General features: G+C 44.5%; 17 protein-coding genes and 2 tRNA genes. 7 read left to right on the forward strand and 12 right to left on the reverse strand.

Annotated elements, in window-relative coordinates:
- The first annotated feature begins 22 nt into the window (after positions 1 to 22).
- From G9G57_RS19445 to G9G57_RS19455, 3 genes are all read left to right on the forward strand, one after another.
- The gene (locus tag G9G57_RS19445; RefSeq protein ID WP_044785451.1) at positions 23 to 835 is read left to right on the forward strand and encodes a DNA alkylation repair protein; all 813 of its coding nucleotides are present in this window, start codon (positions 23 to 25) and stop codon (positions 833 to 835) included.
- A gap of 89 nt (positions 836 to 924) precedes the next feature.
- Positions 925 to 1,335 carry a DUF4183 domain-containing protein gene (locus G9G57_RS19450; RefSeq protein WP_044785449.1) on the forward strand — a complete coding sequence of 137 codons (411 nt, stop codon included), beginning with the start codon at positions 925 to 927 and terminating at the stop codon, positions 1,333 to 1,335.
- Between the two features lie 91 nt (positions 1,336 to 1,426).
- Positions 1,427 to 2,563, forward strand: a complete 1,137-nt coding sequence (locus G9G57_RS19455) for a DUF1795 domain-containing protein (protein ID WP_164965440.1) — start codon at positions 1,427 to 1,429, stop codon at positions 2,561 to 2,563.
- 124 nt (positions 2,564 to 2,687) lie between these two features.
- On the opposite strand, the gene G9G57_RS26005 is transcribed toward G9G57_RS19455, so the two are convergent.
- The 3 genes from G9G57_RS26005 to G9G57_RS19465 all read right to left on the reverse strand — a co-directional run bounded on the left by G9G57_RS26005 (position 2,688) and on the right by G9G57_RS19465 (position 5,649).
- The gene (locus G9G57_RS26005; RefSeq protein ID WP_238799324.1) at positions 2,688 to 3,713 is read right to left on the reverse strand and encodes an ABC transporter substrate-binding protein; all 1,026 of its coding nucleotides are present in this window, start codon (positions 3,711 to 3,713) and stop codon (positions 2,688 to 2,690) included.
- The gene (locus tag G9G57_RS26010; RefSeq protein ID WP_238799325.1) at positions 3,683 to 4,669 is read right to left on the reverse strand and encodes a helix-turn-helix transcriptional regulator; all 987 of its coding nucleotides are present in this window, start codon (positions 4,667 to 4,669) and stop codon (positions 3,683 to 3,685) included. The genes G9G57_RS26005 and G9G57_RS26010 overlap by 31 nt, the downstream gene beginning before the upstream one ends.
- 101 nt (positions 4,670 to 4,770) lie before the next feature.
- Positions 4,771 to 5,649 carry a radical SAM/SPASM domain-containing protein gene (locus G9G57_RS19465; RefSeq protein ID WP_164965441.1) on the reverse strand — a complete coding sequence of 293 codons (879 nt, stop codon included), beginning with the start codon at positions 5,647 to 5,649 and terminating at the stop codon, positions 4,771 to 4,773.
- A 169-nt stretch (positions 5,650 to 5,818) separates the two neighbouring features.
- Here G9G57_RS19465 and G9G57_RS19470 point away from each other — a divergent pair, with 169 nt between their 5' ends.
- From G9G57_RS19470 to G9G57_RS19480, 3 genes are read left to right on the forward strand one after another with little or no spacing between them, the layout of a single operon-like run.
- Positions 5,819 to 6,598, forward strand: a complete 780-nt coding sequence (locus G9G57_RS19470; RefSeq protein ID WP_025364520.1) for a helix-turn-helix domain-containing protein — start codon at positions 5,819 to 5,821, stop codon at positions 6,596 to 6,598.
- Positions 6,595 to 7,260, forward strand: coding sequence for a GNAT family N-acetyltransferase (locus G9G57_RS19475; RefSeq protein ID WP_044785446.1), 666 nt, complete (start codon positions 6,595 to 6,597; stop codon positions 7,258 to 7,260). The genes G9G57_RS19470 and G9G57_RS19475 overlap by 4 nt, the downstream gene beginning before the upstream one ends.
- Positions 7,244 to 8,248 (forward strand): alpha/beta hydrolase family protein, encoded by a 1,005-nt coding sequence (locus G9G57_RS19480; protein ID WP_164965442.1) that lies wholly within the window; start codon positions 7,244 to 7,246, stop codon positions 8,246 to 8,248. The genes G9G57_RS19475 and G9G57_RS19480 overlap by 17 nt, the downstream gene beginning before the upstream one ends.
- A gap of 85 nt (positions 8,249 to 8,333) precedes the next feature.
- On the opposite strand, the gene G9G57_RS19485 is transcribed toward G9G57_RS19480, so the two are convergent.
- The 3 genes from G9G57_RS19485 to nrdR all read right to left on the reverse strand — a co-directional run bounded on the left by G9G57_RS19485 (position 8,334) and on the right by nrdR (position 9,091).
- Positions 8,334 to 8,406: transfer RNA gene (locus G9G57_RS19485), tRNA-Lys, on the reverse strand.
- Positions 8,407 to 8,417: 11 nt separating this feature from the next.
- Positions 8,418 to 8,493 (reverse strand) — tRNA-Ala (locus G9G57_RS19490).
- Positions 8,494 to 8,623: 130 nt separating this feature from the next.
- Positions 8,624 to 9,091 carry a transcriptional regulator NrdR gene (gene nrdR / locus G9G57_RS19495; protein WP_013370366.1) on the reverse strand — a complete coding sequence of 156 codons (468 nt, stop codon included), beginning with the start codon at positions 9,089 to 9,091 and terminating at the stop codon, positions 8,624 to 8,626.
- Between the two features lie 105 nt (positions 9,092 to 9,196).
- Here nrdR and G9G57_RS19500 point away from each other — a divergent pair, with 105 nt between their 5' ends.
- Complete coding sequence (locus G9G57_RS19500) at positions 9,197 to 9,421, forward strand: alpha/beta-type small acid-soluble spore protein (protein ID WP_013309613.1); 225 nt, start codon at positions 9,197 to 9,199, stop codon at positions 9,419 to 9,421.
- Between the two features lie 119 nt (positions 9,422 to 9,540).
- Here G9G57_RS19500 and G9G57_RS19505 read toward each other — a convergent pair whose 3' ends face one another.
- From G9G57_RS19505 to phoU, 6 genes are all read right to left on the reverse strand, one after another.
- Positions 9,541 to 10,104, reverse strand: coding sequence for a lytic transglycosylase domain-containing protein (locus G9G57_RS19505; RefSeq protein ID WP_016819641.1), 564 nt, complete (start codon positions 10,102 to 10,104; stop codon positions 9,541 to 9,543).
- A complete protein-coding gene (coaE, locus tag G9G57_RS19510; protein ID WP_019686847.1) occupies positions 10,101 to 10,697 on the reverse strand; it encodes a dephospho-CoA kinase in 597 nt (198 codons plus the stop codon). The genes G9G57_RS19505 and coaE overlap by 4 nt, the downstream gene beginning before the upstream one ends.
- 10 nt (positions 10,698 to 10,707) lie before the next feature.
- Entirely contained in the window at positions 10,708 to 11,511 is an 804-nt protein-coding gene (locus tag G9G57_RS19515) for an MntP/YtaF family protein (protein ID WP_016819639.1), read from the reverse strand.
- 111 nt (positions 11,512 to 11,622) lie between these two features.
- Positions 11,623 to 12,453, reverse strand: coding sequence for a DNA-formamidopyrimidine glycosylase (mutM, locus tag G9G57_RS19520; protein ID WP_016819638.1), 831 nt, complete (start codon positions 12,451 to 12,453; stop codon positions 11,623 to 11,625).
- Positions 12,454 to 12,524: 71 nt separating this feature from the next.
- The gene (gene polA, locus G9G57_RS19525) at positions 12,525 to 15,179 is read right to left on the reverse strand and encodes a DNA polymerase I (protein ID WP_113050472.1); all 2,655 of its coding nucleotides are present in this window, start codon (positions 15,177 to 15,179) and stop codon (positions 12,525 to 12,527) included.
- A 174-nt stretch (positions 15,180 to 15,353) separates the two neighbouring features.
- A complete protein-coding gene (gene phoU, locus G9G57_RS19530; protein WP_019686846.1) occupies positions 15,354 to 16,013 on the reverse strand; it encodes a phosphate signaling complex protein PhoU in 660 nt (219 codons plus the stop codon).
- Between the last annotated feature and the right edge of the window lie 34 nt (positions 16,014 to 16,047).

Consider the following 16,047-nt stretch of genomic DNA (forward strand, 5'->3'; position numbering starts at 1 on the left):
ATATACGATATGGAGTGATGAAATGCTACACCGCAAAGGGGCTCGCAAAAGAACAGATATCCCTACTGATGTACTTCAATTGCTACAACAGGGACAACTTGAGACTGTGAATCTTACCGAATGGCTGGCTGTAGATCATATTGTACTTCTGCGGAACGCTCTTGATGAGTTTGGATTGCAGCGATCATTCAATGTCTTCTTGACTGAATTGGATCATCTGAAGGAAAAAAAGATCATGAAAATAATACCCGCAATAGCACAAGCATGGCTTCATGTGTTTGAGCAACAAACGTTAGAAGAGCGTACTCGTATCTTTGACGCGATGGCCTCTCATCTTTCAGATAGCATTCGCTGCTGGGCTGCCTACATCATCGGGGTAGATTCCCGTTTAAGTCTAGAAGAAAAATTAGCTGATATTCGACCATTTGCAGCAGATTCCCATTTCGGAGTACGTGAAATTGCCTGGATGGCAATGAGAGAACCTATATCCTTGCAACTGGATGAGGCGCTTGTGCTGTTAAACAGCTGGATGCGAAACAAGGATGCTAACATACGTCGTTTTGCTATAGAATTAACCCGGCCACAAGGCGTTTGGGCCAAACACATCCCTGAACTAAAAGAACATCCCGAGTTAGCCCTTCCACTTTTGGAAGTGGTTCAATCTGACCCTGTCAAATATGTTCAAGACTCGGTGGGCAATTGGCTGAATGATGCCAGCAAAACTAACCCGGAATGGGTAATTCAGGTATGTGATACATGGCTGTTGGCTTCAGATACAAAGGAAACGAAGCGAATAGTAACTCGGGCACAAAGAAGCTTGAACAAAATGGAATAATCTGGAGACTCCTCCCCATCCAATCCATAGCTAGAATATTTACATAAACTATGAGATACATCTGGAATATTAGGAATGGAGGAATTCCTATGTCTATTATCCGAATCTATCTGGAAGCAGACAGTGTTGTATCTGGAGACACTGCCATCACCACGAATATAAATGTCACTCCAATTGTCAATCGGTACACAGCCGTTGTTGTGCTCGGCAACATCCTAGGGGGAGTGACCACCATCCCGGCACAAAATTTTACGAATGATAGTGGGACTTCAGTTGCGGCAAACAGTCTGGTGGTTCCGACCAGTAACGGTTACTACAATGTATTTGTGAATGGAACGTTGCAGCGAGGCGGATTAACGACACTTTCTCCTACTAATCTAATCATAAATACTGGCTTGTTAGTTGGCGCTACCGTAGTTATTGAGGTGATCAATTTCAACACCAGCGCTTCCTCAACATCTGTCAACAACGTCACCGTGACGACCACAATAAGCGACTGAGCTACGTAAAACAGGACAAACGCCTCTTTTTTATAATTTAATAAAAGGGTAAAATTCCCTTTATAAATATGAAGCAGAGGGAGTTATTTCCATGCGATTCAGTTTTGCCTATTTTCGATTTTATATTATTGTACTTATAGCACTATTCATTCTTACCAGTTGCAATTCCAAAAATGCTGTAACTACAGTCCAAATGAATTCTAATGTAGACAATACGACTCATAATACAGCCGTTGTGGACAAAGAAAGTCAACCTGTCCCACACGTCACAGAGTCGTCAGCTCATACCGTTACCTCGGATAAGGATCTTGTGGCTCTCACCATTCCCGCTGGCTGGCGTAAATTTAAACAAGGACAACTGGATTCAGTGCTTAGTGTTTGTGACAAAGAAAAAAAGAACGTAGGTCTGGTTTTCCGTGTCCCCAAGTCAGCTTTTGCAAATAATATGACGCTCGACGAATTCGTACAGCAACGTGAAGAAATCTCCGCACTGGGCCTAGAAAACTTTAAGGCTGTGGATACTACCCCAATCCAGATTGATTCCACAACCGCTAGAACAGCCGATTATAGTGGGAATTTTCAGGGCCAACAGGTCTATTACTTCAGTGCCATGTTTGAGAGCAAACAGCATTATCTTCAAGTATTGATCTATTCAAGGGGAGGCTCAGCTATAGAAAAACATCACGAATTTGCGACAATAGCCAGCTCCTTAAAAATATTAAGCGACTCACAAGTGGAGCCTGATCTTCGTTCAACAACTATTTTAAAAACTTTTAAAAGCGAAGATGCCCAGCAACGAATCCGTCTCCCTTATGTATGGAAGGCTGGTTTAATTCTTAATCCAGATGCGTTAATTCAAGCCTGGTATGAGAAAAACGATGCGTACATGGTGGTCATCAAGGATTGGAAATCTGAACTACCTTATGAGAAATCCTCAATGATCACATTAAAAGAATACGCTGAGTTTTCAGCTCAATTAGTACTTAAAAGGTCTGGAAAAGGGATAATATTGACGGGACCAATAAAGGTCAATATTAACGGGAATCAAGGCTTGCAATACGAAGTATGGACAGAGAACGATAAAGTGAAAGTTGTATATTTAATCACTTATTTGGAGCATACCGATTCTTTCTCTCAAATTATTTTTTGGACGAGAGCTGATTATTACGATAATCAAAAATCTGAATTTCAAAGATACACCAAAACATATAGAGAAGAAGAAATATAGACATGACAAAATCCGCCAAACACTTAGAAATCTTTGTGTAAAGCGGATTTTTTCTATGTGACTATCACAGCTTGAAATCCTAAAAACTTCTCCATATTAAAATGGAACTATATCACCTTAATTCTTATCTTTTGTGGGCTAATAAGAGATTAACTATAGTATCCAGTTGAAGTTCCAGCGAATAGGGATCTTCCATCACAAACTCATCCCCTTTATCGCTGAATGAACCGTACATGTACACCTGTCCTTTTTTTACAGCCGGAAGACCCTTCCATAGCTCACTATGTAGAATCTGATTGGCCCCTTCATCTTCTGAGCCATATACAAAGATGTGATCTCCCATATACTCGGGTAAAACCTCAAGCGAAATATTTTCAAATCCTTCTTTCATATTCAATGCTTTCTTAGTGGGTGGCAGCTGTAGCATTTGATATATGGTTGGACTTCCGTAGTTACCGCCTTTCGCCGCTAAAACATAGATTGATTTATTGGCGACTTGTACGATCGAAATCGTCTCTCCATCTTTAATAATACCGTCAATTTTAGTTCTAGCCTCTGCAACTTTCTTCTCATATTCAGCAATCCACTGCTCGGCTTCTTTCTGCTTACCAAATATTTCACTGATTCTGCGGAATTTATCCAGTGGTCCCGCTGTAGATTCACCCTCCCAATACGGCAGGAACACAGTCGTTCCTACCTTCTGGTAGCTGTCGATGTTCTTTTCAATTGAGCCGATAATTAAATCCGGTTGCAGTACGGTCAGTTCCTCCAAATCCATAGGAAAATCCCCGAGATCTTTGATTCCGGCTAACTTCTCTTTGGGATATCCCGATTGATCAATCCAAGCCTCATTCAACATAAAGCTTCTGACCCCTACAGGTATAATCCCCAGTTTTAAAAGATGACCCATATACTGATCCGATGCTACTCGTTTTGGGTTAGCAGGTACTTCCACATCGCCTTTTAGTGTCTTTACCGTTCTGGTCTGTGCTTGTACTGCCGCTTGTCCATCGCTGTTGGATGATGTCGCTGTATGATTGGCTTTCGTTTGCGAGCTTCCATTTGTATTCGTCGGAGCTGAGCAGGCTCCCAGCATCAATGATAAGCACAACATGATCATCATTGCTGTAATTTTGCCTCTTCCGTGCATGAATAAATCCCCTTCCGCATGATACGATATTGATAATCAATATCAGTATAACGGGTGAAAGCTGTCCGCTGAAGGGCATATTTAAGCTTCGTTTGGGGCATATCCTGATCTTGCGCCTGGATATGCTGCTGCCGTTCTTTTTTGAATCGTACAGGAGATAGTCCCTTATATTTCTTGAAGCTGCGACTTAATGAATGAGCATCTGGATATCCCACACGCTCTGCGATCTCCTGCAAAGTGGCATCCGTCTGCATTAGCAGCTCTGCCGCTCGATTTGCCCGTATCTGGCCCAAGTAATGAATTGGACTGGTATGCATTTTACTTTTGAACAGCCTTGATAAATATCCGGTACTGCACTCTAGCTCCTCCGCAATGGACTCTAGTGTTATAGACCGACTAAAATGCTCACAAATATAAGTTACAGCTTGCGCTACCAAGTCAGGCTTAAGGGGCTGAATGCCTTGTCGATCCAATTGATGTAACAATTCGAAGACAAAATGATGAAATAAAGCTTTGACGTGCAGTTTACCAAGTCCCGATCCCTTATGCCATTCTTGCTCCAACAGCTTCACTTTATCATACAGGGGCAGCGGGTAATGAGGTGCGAAAGCATACTGATTCTGAAAAGGATTTCCCTTTTCCAGCAATTGTGCGATCTCCTTCCGACCAGGTAGGGCCAAAGTTGCCTTGTACAGAATGATGTAATATTCAAGCACATCCTCCGTCATGACGCTCAGGCACATTCCTTTTCCCCCATGCAGGACATGAAAACGATCCACCCTATGAACACTGTCATCTAACCATACCCGCGCACTTCCGCGTACAGTATATAAAAACGCACTGACCGGAAGTCTGTAGTTTCGCAATTCTTCCCCTTTATCCATTTTCTTATGGCGAACATCCATCACTTGTATAAACACATGATTCCACAATAAAATGTGTTCGTTCAACTTCATTACTACCGCTCACCCCCTATCCAAATATAAGAAAAAGCCCTGTAAAGGGCTATCTTTTTTTGTAAACCATTCAATTGTCGCTTGGATTTTCACCGATATGATTAGGTTCCAAATCGTTTGCGATAACCACACTTTCGGCACAACTCTTCCACTGCTTCTCTCTTGGAGAATCCAAAGTACAGACGGTTTGCACGCTCACCTTCCACGATCTCGGAAAAAGTTTGCTCATGCACATTTCCTAAATTAATGACGCCTTCTCCATCAAGACAGCAAGGGACCACTGTTCCATCCACCAAAACCGCCGCTTGACTGCGAAGCGCATGACAAAAGCCTTTTCCGTCATCTTCTGGTGCACTCAGGCTAGGCCATTCAAATTCGTAGTCTTGATTCAAATATACATTGGGGGCGATTTTGACCCCACTGCCCGGTATTACTTTTTCCTCAATCCGATAATCCAGTCCAAACTCTTGCTCCAATTGCTCCAGTGTCTCGCGGTTGCGCTGACGCTGCACATTAGTCAAATTATCTTGAGTCAGATTCCAGAGACGGAAGGAAATAATGATATTGTGCTTCACAGCTTCTCTGACAAACGTGAAAATATGACCCAAATAACCTTCTCGATCCACAGAACCTTCATGCCCGTCAAAACTATGAAGAGAAAAATTCATCTGCCGTAATGCCGGCTGACCAAGCAGCTTATGTCCGGTCTTCGGCAGCAAGGTACCATTGGTGGTAATGTTGACCTTTAAGCCTTTCTCATGCGCACTCTCTAGCAAAAGATCAATTTTGGGATGGAGCAAAGGCTCTCCTTTGACATGCAGATAAATGTAATCCGTATGCGGCTTGACCTGATCAAGCACATTCCGAAAGACTTCCGGATCAATAAATTTTTTGACACGTTGTGTCTGAGGGCAAAAACTGCATGCAAGATTGCAAATGCTTGTTATCTCAATGTATACCTTCTTAAATGTCTTCAACATAATTTCCCCATTCTAACCTTCATCCTGAACATTTGGTTTATGCTCACTAATCTTATGATTATAACGGGTTATGAACGAGAGGTAAACTCTGCGGATATTTTCTATTGACCTTAGGTCTGACCTAAGGTTTATAGTGAAGTTATTCAATTATCAAGAAGGAGACCTGTCATTGAAAAAACACATTACGATTAGTCAGCTTGCTCAGCTCATGAATGTATCTGTACATCAGCTGCGGTATTTTGAAGAAAAGGGTATCCTTTATCCGTTATACACAGATGAAAATCAATATCGAATGTACGGACTTCATGAAATTTATCAACTTTCACATATTTTAATGCTACGTAAATTAAATATCCCTGTCGGTCAAATTGAAGAATGCATGACTTCCTACACTGCCGATGATTACAACCAGCTTTTAGAACATTCGTTACAGAAGGTACAGGATGAAATCGCTAACTTAAAGCTGCTCGAACAGTTTATTCATAAAGTGCTAAAAGAACATCATAACCTTACCCGGCAAAACAATGAGTATCGAATCAAGCTTTTGGATACTCGACATTTAAAGCTGTGGTTTGCATTGGAGAGTGATCAAGAACTCACGGCCAGGAATCTATTTGAGCAGCGGCCTTCACCACCACAATTATTTGAAAATGATCTACATTATCTATCTGATTCTGGACAGGTGAAACTATATTATGAAACGACATCAGGAGCAGCTGACTATATTCTGGAAGAAGGCAGCTATCTTTATAAGCACTTCTCTGCCACTGAAGACGCTGAGATCGAACACCAAGTCCAACAACTGGAGCATTATGCGACCCAGCACCAATATGAATGCCTAAGCAAGGTCATTGTGGTGGAAAAATCCTATCTATCCATATTCGACAGCAACGAGCTGCAATATGAGATTCAAGTAAAAATTTCTGATGTGCAGGAGGACGTTACATGAGTCCACAATCCTATGACATTGTTGCTTATCAAGAGCAAGACCATGAAGCCGTATGTAAGCTCTTAGTGGAATCGTTTAAGGCAAAATTTCAAGCTCTTATTACTTTGGAGGATCAAGATATACAGCGTTTATTAATGCAGGTTTGGGTTCAACATCCTGATTCTACATCTGGGAAGCAATTTGTGGTTAAAGAGAACGAAGATGTTGTTGGTGTCCTTTCGCTCAAATGGAAGACCCCCTCCTCTTCACTTCCTAAAACAAATCTCACTTCTTTGGCTTCGCTTATAAAACAGTTTGGCTGCTTCAATGTATTTAAATTTTTGACAGGCATGTATGCGCTGGACTATAAACCTGCCATAGATGAGTGTTACATTGATCATTTGGCGATTCGCTCAAGTCATCGCAATCAAGGGATCGGGCGACGTTTTCTAGCTTTCGCACAGCAGTTTACGGTTGAATCCGGGTTCCATACGTTGACACTTTATGTAGCACATCAGAACCGGCAGGCTATCCGCTTGTACCGCAATCTAGCGTTTGAAATAGAGCAGTCCCGATATAATGGTTGGCGGCATTTTTGGTTCAAGGAGCCTGTATGGCATCTAATGAGCTGGAAAGAACAAAACTGCATTCGAGGAGAGAACAGCATTGAAAAAAACATATAAACTTACCCTTGGTATTGCGGCAGGTCTGGCTGTTGCCTTGATATTGATTGTTTTATATCAAAATTCCTACAAGATGACGGAAGAAAAAATACAAATTGCAACTCCCAAAGGAGTATTAACAGGTACACTGGCTTTGCCTAAAAACTACTCGGGAAAGGTTGGATTGGTTGTTTTTGTCCATGGAGATGGTCCAATCAATGACACCTATGATGATGGATACAAACCACTGTGGGAAAGGTTTGCTTCTAAGGGGTATGCTTCCTTATCCCTGAATAAGCCCGGTATTAACCGCGCTCCAGGCGATTGGCTGGAGCAAAGTATGGAGGACCGGGCACAGGAGATTCGATATGCAGTTGACTGGGCCAAAACCTTACCGATGATTGATAAGCACAAAATCGGCCTTTGGGGAGCCAGTCAAGCAGGCTGGGTCATTCCGAAAATCGTTAAAGAGGAGCATGATATTGCATTCAGCATCCTTGTATCGCCGGCTGTGAATTGGATTACACAAGGGCAATTTAACACAAAAAAAGAGTTGGAACAAGCAGGAGCTAGCCCGCAGCAAATTAAAAAGAGACTGGACTACGACCATAAGGTTCTACAATTACTGAAAAATCATGCTTCCTATGAAGAATACCTAAGCATAGCCAGTCCTAACGATATCATTTCCAAAGAAAGATGGAGCTTTATAGGCAAAAATTTTCGTTCTGATTCTACGGAAGAATTAAGCTACTTTAAATCTCCTGTACTCTTGGTTCTGGCTGGGAAAGATATAAACGTAGATGTAAAAGACACTGAGCGAGTATATCGCCAAAAGATATCTCCAGACCTGCTGTCTGTTATTCATTTGCCAGAAGTTGACCATTCCATGATGAATGAACAAATCGCGCATTCCAAGTCCCTAACCTTCTTAACCGCCGTATTTGCCCCCAGACAATTGGTAAATGATGATTATCTACAAATTCTCGCCGATTTTGTTAGTCAGCATTAAGCTTGGAACTGCTGTATACTCTATTAGACCGGGAATAGATATATAAACAGCAAAAAAACGGCATTTCTGCCGTTTTTTTAAAGGATGGACTCTCAGGGACTCGAACCCTGGACCAATTGATTAAGAGTCAACTGCTCTACCAACTGAGCTAAGAGTCCATATAAAATTATGGTGGAGCCTAGGGGGATCGAACCCCTGACCTCATCGCTGCCAGCGATGCGCTCTCCCAGCTGAGCTAAGGCCCCGTCTCATGTAAGTTAATTAACGTTTCAAGCGACTTCTATATCATATAAAATATTCGACCCTGTGTCAATACTTTTATAAAAAAAATATTAACATCTTCCCGCCACGGCCCTAAAAAGATACAGTCAGCGATCAGTCGCTGTCTGTATCTTTGGATAACAGTGTTTTCAGTTCCTTCATAAACATATTGATGTCTTTGAACTGCCGATAGACGGACGCAAAGCGTACGTAGGCCACTTCATCCACAGGATAGAGCTGTTCCATGACCAGCTCACCAATCTGCTGGCTATCCACCTCTGTGGCTGCCGTGTTGCGAATGGCGTTCTCCACCTGAGATACAATCAGATCGAGCTGCTCGACTGATACTGGACGCTTCTCACAGGCTCGAATGAGACCGCGCAGCATTTTATCACGGCTAAACTCTTCACGGCTGCCATCTTTTTTGATGACCATCAGTGGGGTCTCTTCCACCATTTCAAAGGTGGTAAAACGCCTGGCACACTGTTCGCATTCGCGGCGGCGTCGGATGGACTTATTATCATTCGCTGGTCGCGAATCCAACACTTTCGTGCCGTTGTAAGCGCAATACGGGCACTTCATAATCTCATCACTTCCTTTTTCCAATAAATTCCCGAAGCTTTTTAGTAATAATTTTGTCGAAACGGATCATAATATGTTTACCACGTCGCGAGGAGGTGAACAACAATGGCACAAGGAAACAATGGCAACTCCAACAACCTGGTAGTCAGCAGATCCTCCGGTGCTCTGGAGCAAATGAAATATGAAATCGCTCAAGAGCTGGGTATCAGCATTCCTCAAGATGGATACCAAGGTAACATGACTTCCTATGAGAACGGTTCGATCGGGGGCTACATCACAAAACGCCTCGTAACGATCGCCGAACAACAATTGGCAGGACAATACCAATAATCTCGGTAATAATGAAGAAGTAATACGAAAAAGTGTAGGGATAGGCTGCTAAAAACAGCCTGTCCTGCGCTTTTTTTCATTTTAAAGCGAAAAGGCTCATGTTGTCATTAACCTGTCCCTTAAAACTCATTATAAATTTTTGTATATTGCCTGTAGTAATAGATGACTCGCTGTACATAATGCCGTGTCTCACCAAAAGGGATTTGCTTAATGGACTCTTCTTTGCCATCCCACACCCCCTGATCTAGCCATTCCTGAACTTTACCTGGACCAGCATTATAAGCCGCTACGATGACCACAGGATTATCCTGAAACTTCATAGACAGGTTATGCAGATACCAGGTACCCAGCTCAATATTGGTGCCGGGCTCGTGCTTGACACTGTCCAGCGGGACCTTCTGAATCTGGGCACTCTCCATAATCCAATTGGCCGTGTTCGGCATAATCTGCATAAGCCCCAGCGCACCCTTGTGTGACTGCTTGCTGGTTTTGAAATTTGTTTCCACACGGATAATAGACGCCACCAAAAATGGGTCCACTTCATAGGTCTGTGAATACTGCCGAATCTCATCCTTATATTGAATCGGGTAAAACCAGGACATCCAATTCGAGTTGAGGAACAGAATCAGGACAAATCCGACAAACAAAATGAGCAGGACTCTTTTCTTACGTAAAATGTTCATGCAAGTCCCTTTCGCTGCCAAAACTGATCAATTTGCATCTGCGTCTCAGACTGTGTTCCGCTATTATCAATAACAATATCAGCTAAATTTTTTTTCTGCTCGATATCCATTTGTGCGGACAAACGAAGCTCGGCTTGCTCTTCTGTCAGACCGTCTCTGAGCATCAGACGTCGGAGCTGAACATCACGTGGTACATATACAACCATAATTTCCTCGTACAGGCTCTCCAGCCCAGACTCATACATTAACGGGATATCTGCCAAAACAAGCTTGTCCGGCTGCTCCCGTTCATAAGCTTCCATGCGCAGACGCATTTCCTCACGAATAGCAGGATGCGTAATATCGTTAAGTGCCTGTCGCTGTACAGGATCTCTGAATACAATCTCTCCCAGTCTTTTGCGGTGCAGGGTTCCGTCACTGTTCACTATAGCTTGTCCAAAATGCTGTATGACCGCCGCCAGCACCGGATGCCCCGGAAGCATAACTTCCCGGGCAATGGCATCTGCGTCGATCAGCAGCGCACCCTTGGCGACCAAAAGAGCCGACACGGTGCTTTTTCCGGTAGCGATCCCTCCGGTTAATCCGATATTCATGCTCTTCACCTCATAACAGCTTCAATATACCCATCATAATCAGTAATAATGCCGGCAATACGCCGAGCGCCTTCATAAATCGAAATGCTGACAGGAAGAACCCTGCCTTCATACCAGCAATCAAAAATACACCACTGAATAACGTAATAGCCAGCGCAGTAGACAGGGGCTGAAAACCAAGCATGGCTGCACCTAAGCCCGCTCCGAACGCATCGACCGATAATGCAATACCTAACCAAACCGCTTCGGTAGCAGATATACTGCCGGAACGGTCCATATCCGCAGCAGACGGGCTTCGAAGAATCCGAATAACAAGCCCCCATTTGCGGAACTCCAGCGAAAATAACGTTCGCTCCTCCTGCTGTAGCTCCAAAGAAGTCTCTGTCGATAGATCTCTTCCTGAGCTGGTTAGAGACTCTGTATTGGCATTCTCAGCACTTTTTTTCTCCGCAAGCGCTGATATATGCCCTGAATCTGAATCAACCTGTTCCGTAAGGTGCAGATCCCGAGGGACTTCCGCTGTTTCTTCCGTCAAATCTTCCTTGCGTTGCAGAGCCTGAATCAAAGAGTAACAGCCGATACAGATCAGAATGACAGCACCGAAAACCGTCGTATATACAGGAGACAGGACACGGGATAGTAATGCGCCGAGCTGCATAGATATGCCGATCACCAAACCTGAACATACGGAGATGATAGCAATCGACAACAATGGAATTTTCATTTTGCGCAGACCATATGTAACACCGACTCCGAAACTGTCCAAACTTAGCGCAAATGCCAGTAACAGCAGGGCTCCCCAATGATTAGCCACTCCAATTCCCTCCCATTGCGAAGGCTGGGCCTTACAGCAACCGACTCCCTTCGCAGTATTGGTACTTGGAACAATATATGAGAGGGATGGGCTTGGGGTGACTGTGCCTGTTTAGCGCAAAGGCTGGCAGACCGGGCAATGATGTGTGCCACGTCCAGCTACGACGGATTTTTCGATCAATGTACCACAGTTAATACAAGGCTTCGCGTTGCGTCCATAGATTTGCAACTGATGCTGGAAATCGCCCGTTTTGCCCTGTCCGTTAACGAAAGATTTGATGGACGAGCCACCAACCTGAATCGACGCGCCCAGCGTGGAGACAATAGCTTCATGCAGTACGCGAAATTGGCTATCCGTTAGGCTTTTGGCTGGCTGTGCCGGATGAATCCCTGCCTTAAATAACGATTCATCTACATAAATATTCCCGATGCCTACCACATATGACTGGTTTAACAGCGCTGCCTTGATCGAAGTCGAACGAGTTCCAACAGCGGCACGCAGCATTTCAGGTGTAAAAGCCTCGTCCATCGGTTCCAAACCGAGTTTATTCAGCGGCTTTTCCAGCAAATCCTGTCCTGCTGGAAATAAGTGCATTGTACCAAATTGGCGCACATCCTGATAACGCAGCTCTGTACCATCTTTAAAATGAAAGATGACATGGGTATGCTTTTCCACAGGATCATCTTGTGAATACAATCCATAGCGTCCTTCCATTCGAAGATGGGAGACAAGCACGAGCCCGTCCAGCAAAATCCGCAGAAACTTACCGCGTCTTTCCACCCCAATAATCCGGTGGTCAGCCAATTCCATCGCAAATGCGTGGATATCATCGGGACGTTGGATAATACGCGGCAAATTTACGGTTACATGATCTATATGTTTATCGACGATAAGCTCGTTTAGTGTTCGTTTAATGGTTTCTACTTCCGGTAATTCCGGCATGATGTCTTCACCTCACCCTATATTATAACGGAAGCAACGTCAAATTGGGACTATCTACTCATTGAAATATCTTACTTGGCCTCATACCAATTGCTGCCATAGCTTACTTCCGCTTTAAGCGGCACAGCCAGCTTTAATGCAGCTTCCATGGTAGCGGGAACAAGCTCTTTCATCGTTTCCATTTCCTCAGGCGGAACCTCGAATACAAGCTCATCATGTACTTGTAACAGCATACGGCTGCGAAGATTGCGCTCACGCAGCGCTGCGTCCATCTGCACCATCGCCAGCTTGATAATATCGGCTGCGGTACCTTGAATCGGCGTATTCATCGCTGTACGCTCGGCGAACGAACGCTGGTTGAAATTGCTGGCGTTAATCTCTGGCAAATATCGTCTGCGTTCCAACAACGTTTTTACGTATCCATCCCTCTTCGCATCCTTCACAATATCATCCATGTAACGGCGAACACCCTGGAACACGTCAAAATACTGGTCGATAAAGCGAGCCGCTTCCTTCCGCGTAATATTCAAATTTTGCGACAGACCATAGTCACTAATCCCGTAAACAATCCCAAAGTTGACCGCCTTTGCAGAACGGCGCATATCGGAGTCTACAGCCTCTGCCGGTACACCGAACACATCGGATGCGGTCTTGGTATGGATGTCCATATCGTGAACAAAAGCCTCTTTCAAGCGCTCATCATCCGAAATATCAGCCAGCACCCGCAGCTCGATTTGTGAATAGTCTGCCGCCAAAATCGACCAGCCCGGCTCCGATGGAACAAATACTTTGCGGATTTTGCGTCCTTCTTCGAGACGGATCGGAATGTTTTGCAAATTCGGAAATTGACTGCTCAAGCGTCCAGTTGCTGCAACCGTCTGCCGGAAATACGTGTGCACTTTACCTGTCTTCTCCGAAATTTCTTTAAGCAATCCTTCGACATACGTCGATTGAAGTTTGGCAATGGTGCGATATTGCAAAATGTTTTGCACAATATCATGATATGGCGCAAGCTTTTCCAGCACCTCTGCATCGGTCGAGTAGCCGGTTTTTGTCTTTTTAATAACGGGCAGACCCAGCTTATCAAACAAAATCTCACCCAACTGCTTGGGCGAATTAAGGTTGAACTCTACCCCTGCAATGCTGTAGATCTCACCCACCAACGTTGCAATCTGGGCTTCAAATTCTTTTCCCAAAGCGCGCAGTTCCTCTACATTCACCAAAATACCCTGCTTCTCCATATCCGCCAGAATGCGGGATAATGGCATCTCAAGCTCATGGAACAGCTTGTGCATTTCCGTTTTTTCCAGCTCCGCCTGCTGCACAGGTACCAACGCTTCGATCACCGTTGCCTTACGCGCCACATGATCGGATAGTACATCCACGTCAGGAACTTTATATTTAGCTCCTTTACCAAACACTTCGTCGTCTGGACGAATTGATGACAAGCCATACTTGGCTGCCAGCCCACTCAATGTCTGATTCGCGTCTGTCGGATCTAGCAAGTATCCGGCCAGCTGCACATCAAATTCAGCTCCAGCAAACTCAATTCCATGCCAGTGTAAAGCCAAGTCCGTACGATGCAGATCATGACCGCGTTTTTTGCGTTCAGGGTCGGCAAGCCATTCGCGAATAGGGGTAGCTGCATCACTTTGTAGAACTTCCAGTGTCATAAAAAACTGACGCCCTGTTGCGGCAAATATCAAGCCTACAATCTCAGCATGATGCGGATTATCACCATGCGTCTCAACATGCAGCACATCTACGTTATTCAGCACTTCTACCAATTCGCTGATCCGCTGTTCATCCAGCACAGTCACGTCTGCCGCGGCTTCCTCTACGCCGACTCCAGCACTGCCGACCTCTCCCGAAAAGGATAAACGCTCCAGCAGGGACTTGAACTCCAGCTTCGCCAAAGCTGGCCCAGCCGTCTCTGCCTGTAGCCCGCTGAAAACCACATCTTCCAGTTGCTTGTCCAACGTTACATCCCGATAAATGGTCGCCAAATCCTTGCTCATTCGCGCATCGTCAGCATGAGTCTCCACGCGTTCTTTCATTTTACCCTTCAGCTCATCCGTGTGCGCCAGCACCTCTTCAACTGAACCATATTGATGCAGCAGCTTGAGCGCTGTTTTCTCACCCACGCCTGGAATACCAGGAATGTTATCCGACGTATCGCCCATTAGGCCCTTAAGGTCTATGATTTGCAGCGGCTTCAAGCCGTAACGTTCCTGAATCTGCTCAGGTCCATACGTTTCCACCTCGGTAACCCCTTTGCGGGTCAAGCCGACCGTGACATGGTCTGAAGCCAATTGAAGCATATCCTTGTCGCCGGTCACAACCAGCACATTAAAACCCGCTTCGTCCGCTGTTTTGGACAGGGTGCCTATAATATCATCTGCCTCATAACCATCCAGTTCAAATTGGGCAATACCAAAAGCCGTCAATAGCTCTTTCAGCAGCGGAAATTGCTGGGACAGCTCCGGCGGCGTTTTCTCCCGTCCACCTTTGTAATCCTCGTACCCTTTATGGCGAAACGTAATTTTACCAGCATCAAACGCAACCAAAATATGTGTTGGTTTGTGCTCCTCCAAAAGCCGCAATAACATTGTCGTAAATCCGTACACCGCATTCGTCTGCTGTCCGCTTGAATTCGTCAACGGCGGCATAGCAAAAAACGCCCGGTATATGATACTGTTACCATCTATAAGCATGAGTTTATCCATTTCGCACCTCGCAAGTTCATCAATGCATTCGTAACGTTCTTACGTATTACGCATTCCTCTTCCTATCTTAACATACAAGACTCTTTTTCAGAAAAAAACGGCTGTTTCCTAGCCAAATTTGCCTTTTGCTCAAGACAAATCTGGATTAGAAACAACCGCTATATACTAAAAGCCTTACTGGTTCAAATCTGGTCGCTCTCCTGTCACGAGATATACAGTGCTTTCACCGATATTCGTAGCATGGTCGCCAATGCGTTCAATGTAACGTCCTACAAGCAGTTGCAGCATGGCTTGTGAAGCCTCTGCTGGCTTTTCTACCATAAATGCGTATAGATCGCTGATCATGTGGCTGTACAAGGAATCCACCCGATCATCCTCTTTAGCCATTTTGTAGGCCAGATCTGTATTTTCATCCAAATAGGATTTGATCGCATCGTCGATCATTTCTTTAACAATGGAAGCCATGTGTGGAATATCCACTAACGGCTTCATCGCCTGCTGCCCTTCCAAGCGAAGTGTGACCTTGGCAATATCAAGTGCCAAATCACCCATCCGTTCCAAATCACTGGAAATTTTAAATGCAACAATGATCCGGCGTAAATCCTTCGCTACTGGCTGCTGGGTAATAATGAGCTTGGAGCCCATATCCAGAATATTTTCTTCCATTGTATTGAGGGATGCATCATTTTTGACTACCTGCTGGGCCATTTCTGTATTTTTGGTCTGCAAACATTCAATAGCCTGATCGAGCGCCTTCGAAACGTGTGCACCCATTTCGCGCAGTACGGCTCTCAGTTCTTCTAATCCTTCATCAAAACCTTTTCTACGTATCATTTCGAAGTCACCCCTTCTCGCATAATCATCAATT

It is taken from the genome of Paenibacillus sp. EKM211P (assembly GCF_011066175.1).
Lineage (GTDB): Bacteria > Bacillota > Bacilli > Paenibacillales > Paenibacillaceae > Paenibacillus > Paenibacillus polymyxa.

Excerpts from the sequence above, each read along its gene's own strand:
- G9G57_RS19500 (WP_013309613.1), top strand. The coding sequence starts at position 9,197 with ATGGCACAAGGAAACAATGGCAACTCCAACAACCTGGTAGTCAGCAGA.
- mutM (WP_016819638.1), bottom strand. The coding sequence starts at position 12,453 with ATGCCGGAATTACCGGAAGTAGAAACCATTAAACGAACACTAAACGAG.
- G9G57_RS19450 (WP_044785449.1), top strand. The coding sequence starts at position 925 with ATGTCTATTATCCGAATCTATCTGGAAGCAGACAGTGTTGTATCTGGA.
- G9G57_RS19445 (WP_044785451.1), top strand. The coding sequence starts at position 23 with ATGCTACACCGCAAAGGGGCTCGCAAAAGAACAGATATCCCTACTGAT.
- coaE (WP_019686847.1), bottom strand. The coding sequence starts at position 10,697 with ATGAATATCGGATTAACCGGAGGGATCGCTACCGGAAAAAGCACCGTG.
- G9G57_RS19455 (WP_164965440.1), top strand. The coding sequence starts at position 1,427 with ATGCGATTCAGTTTTGCCTATTTTCGATTTTATATTATTGTACTTATA.
- G9G57_RS19475 (WP_044785446.1), top strand. The coding sequence starts at position 6,595 with ATGAGTCCACAATCCTATGACATTGTTGCTTATCAAGAGCAAGACCAT.
- G9G57_RS26010 (WP_238799325.1), bottom strand. The coding sequence starts at position 4,669 with ATGAAGTTGAACGAACACATTTTATTGTGGAATCATGTGTTTATACAA.
- G9G57_RS19465 (WP_164965441.1), bottom strand. The coding sequence starts at position 5,649 with ATGTTGAAGACATTTAAGAAGGTATACATTGAGATAACAAGCATTTGC.
- polA (WP_113050472.1), bottom strand. The coding sequence starts at position 15,179 with ATGGATAAACTCATGCTTATAGATGGTAACAGTATCATATACCGGGCG.
- G9G57_RS26005 (WP_238799324.1), bottom strand. The coding sequence starts at position 3,713 with ATGCACGGAAGAGGCAAAATTACAGCAATGATGATCATGTTGTGCTTA.
- phoU (WP_019686846.1), bottom strand. The coding sequence starts at position 16,013 with ATGATACGTAGAAAAGGTTTTGATGAAGGATTAGAAGAACTGAGAGCC.
- G9G57_RS19505 (WP_016819641.1), bottom strand. The coding sequence starts at position 10,104 with ATGAACATTTTACGTAAGAAAAGAGTCCTGCTCATTTTGTTTGTCGGA.
- nrdR (WP_013370366.1), bottom strand. The coding sequence starts at position 9,091 with ATGAAGTGCCCGTATTGCGCTTACAACGGCACGAAAGTGTTGGATTCG.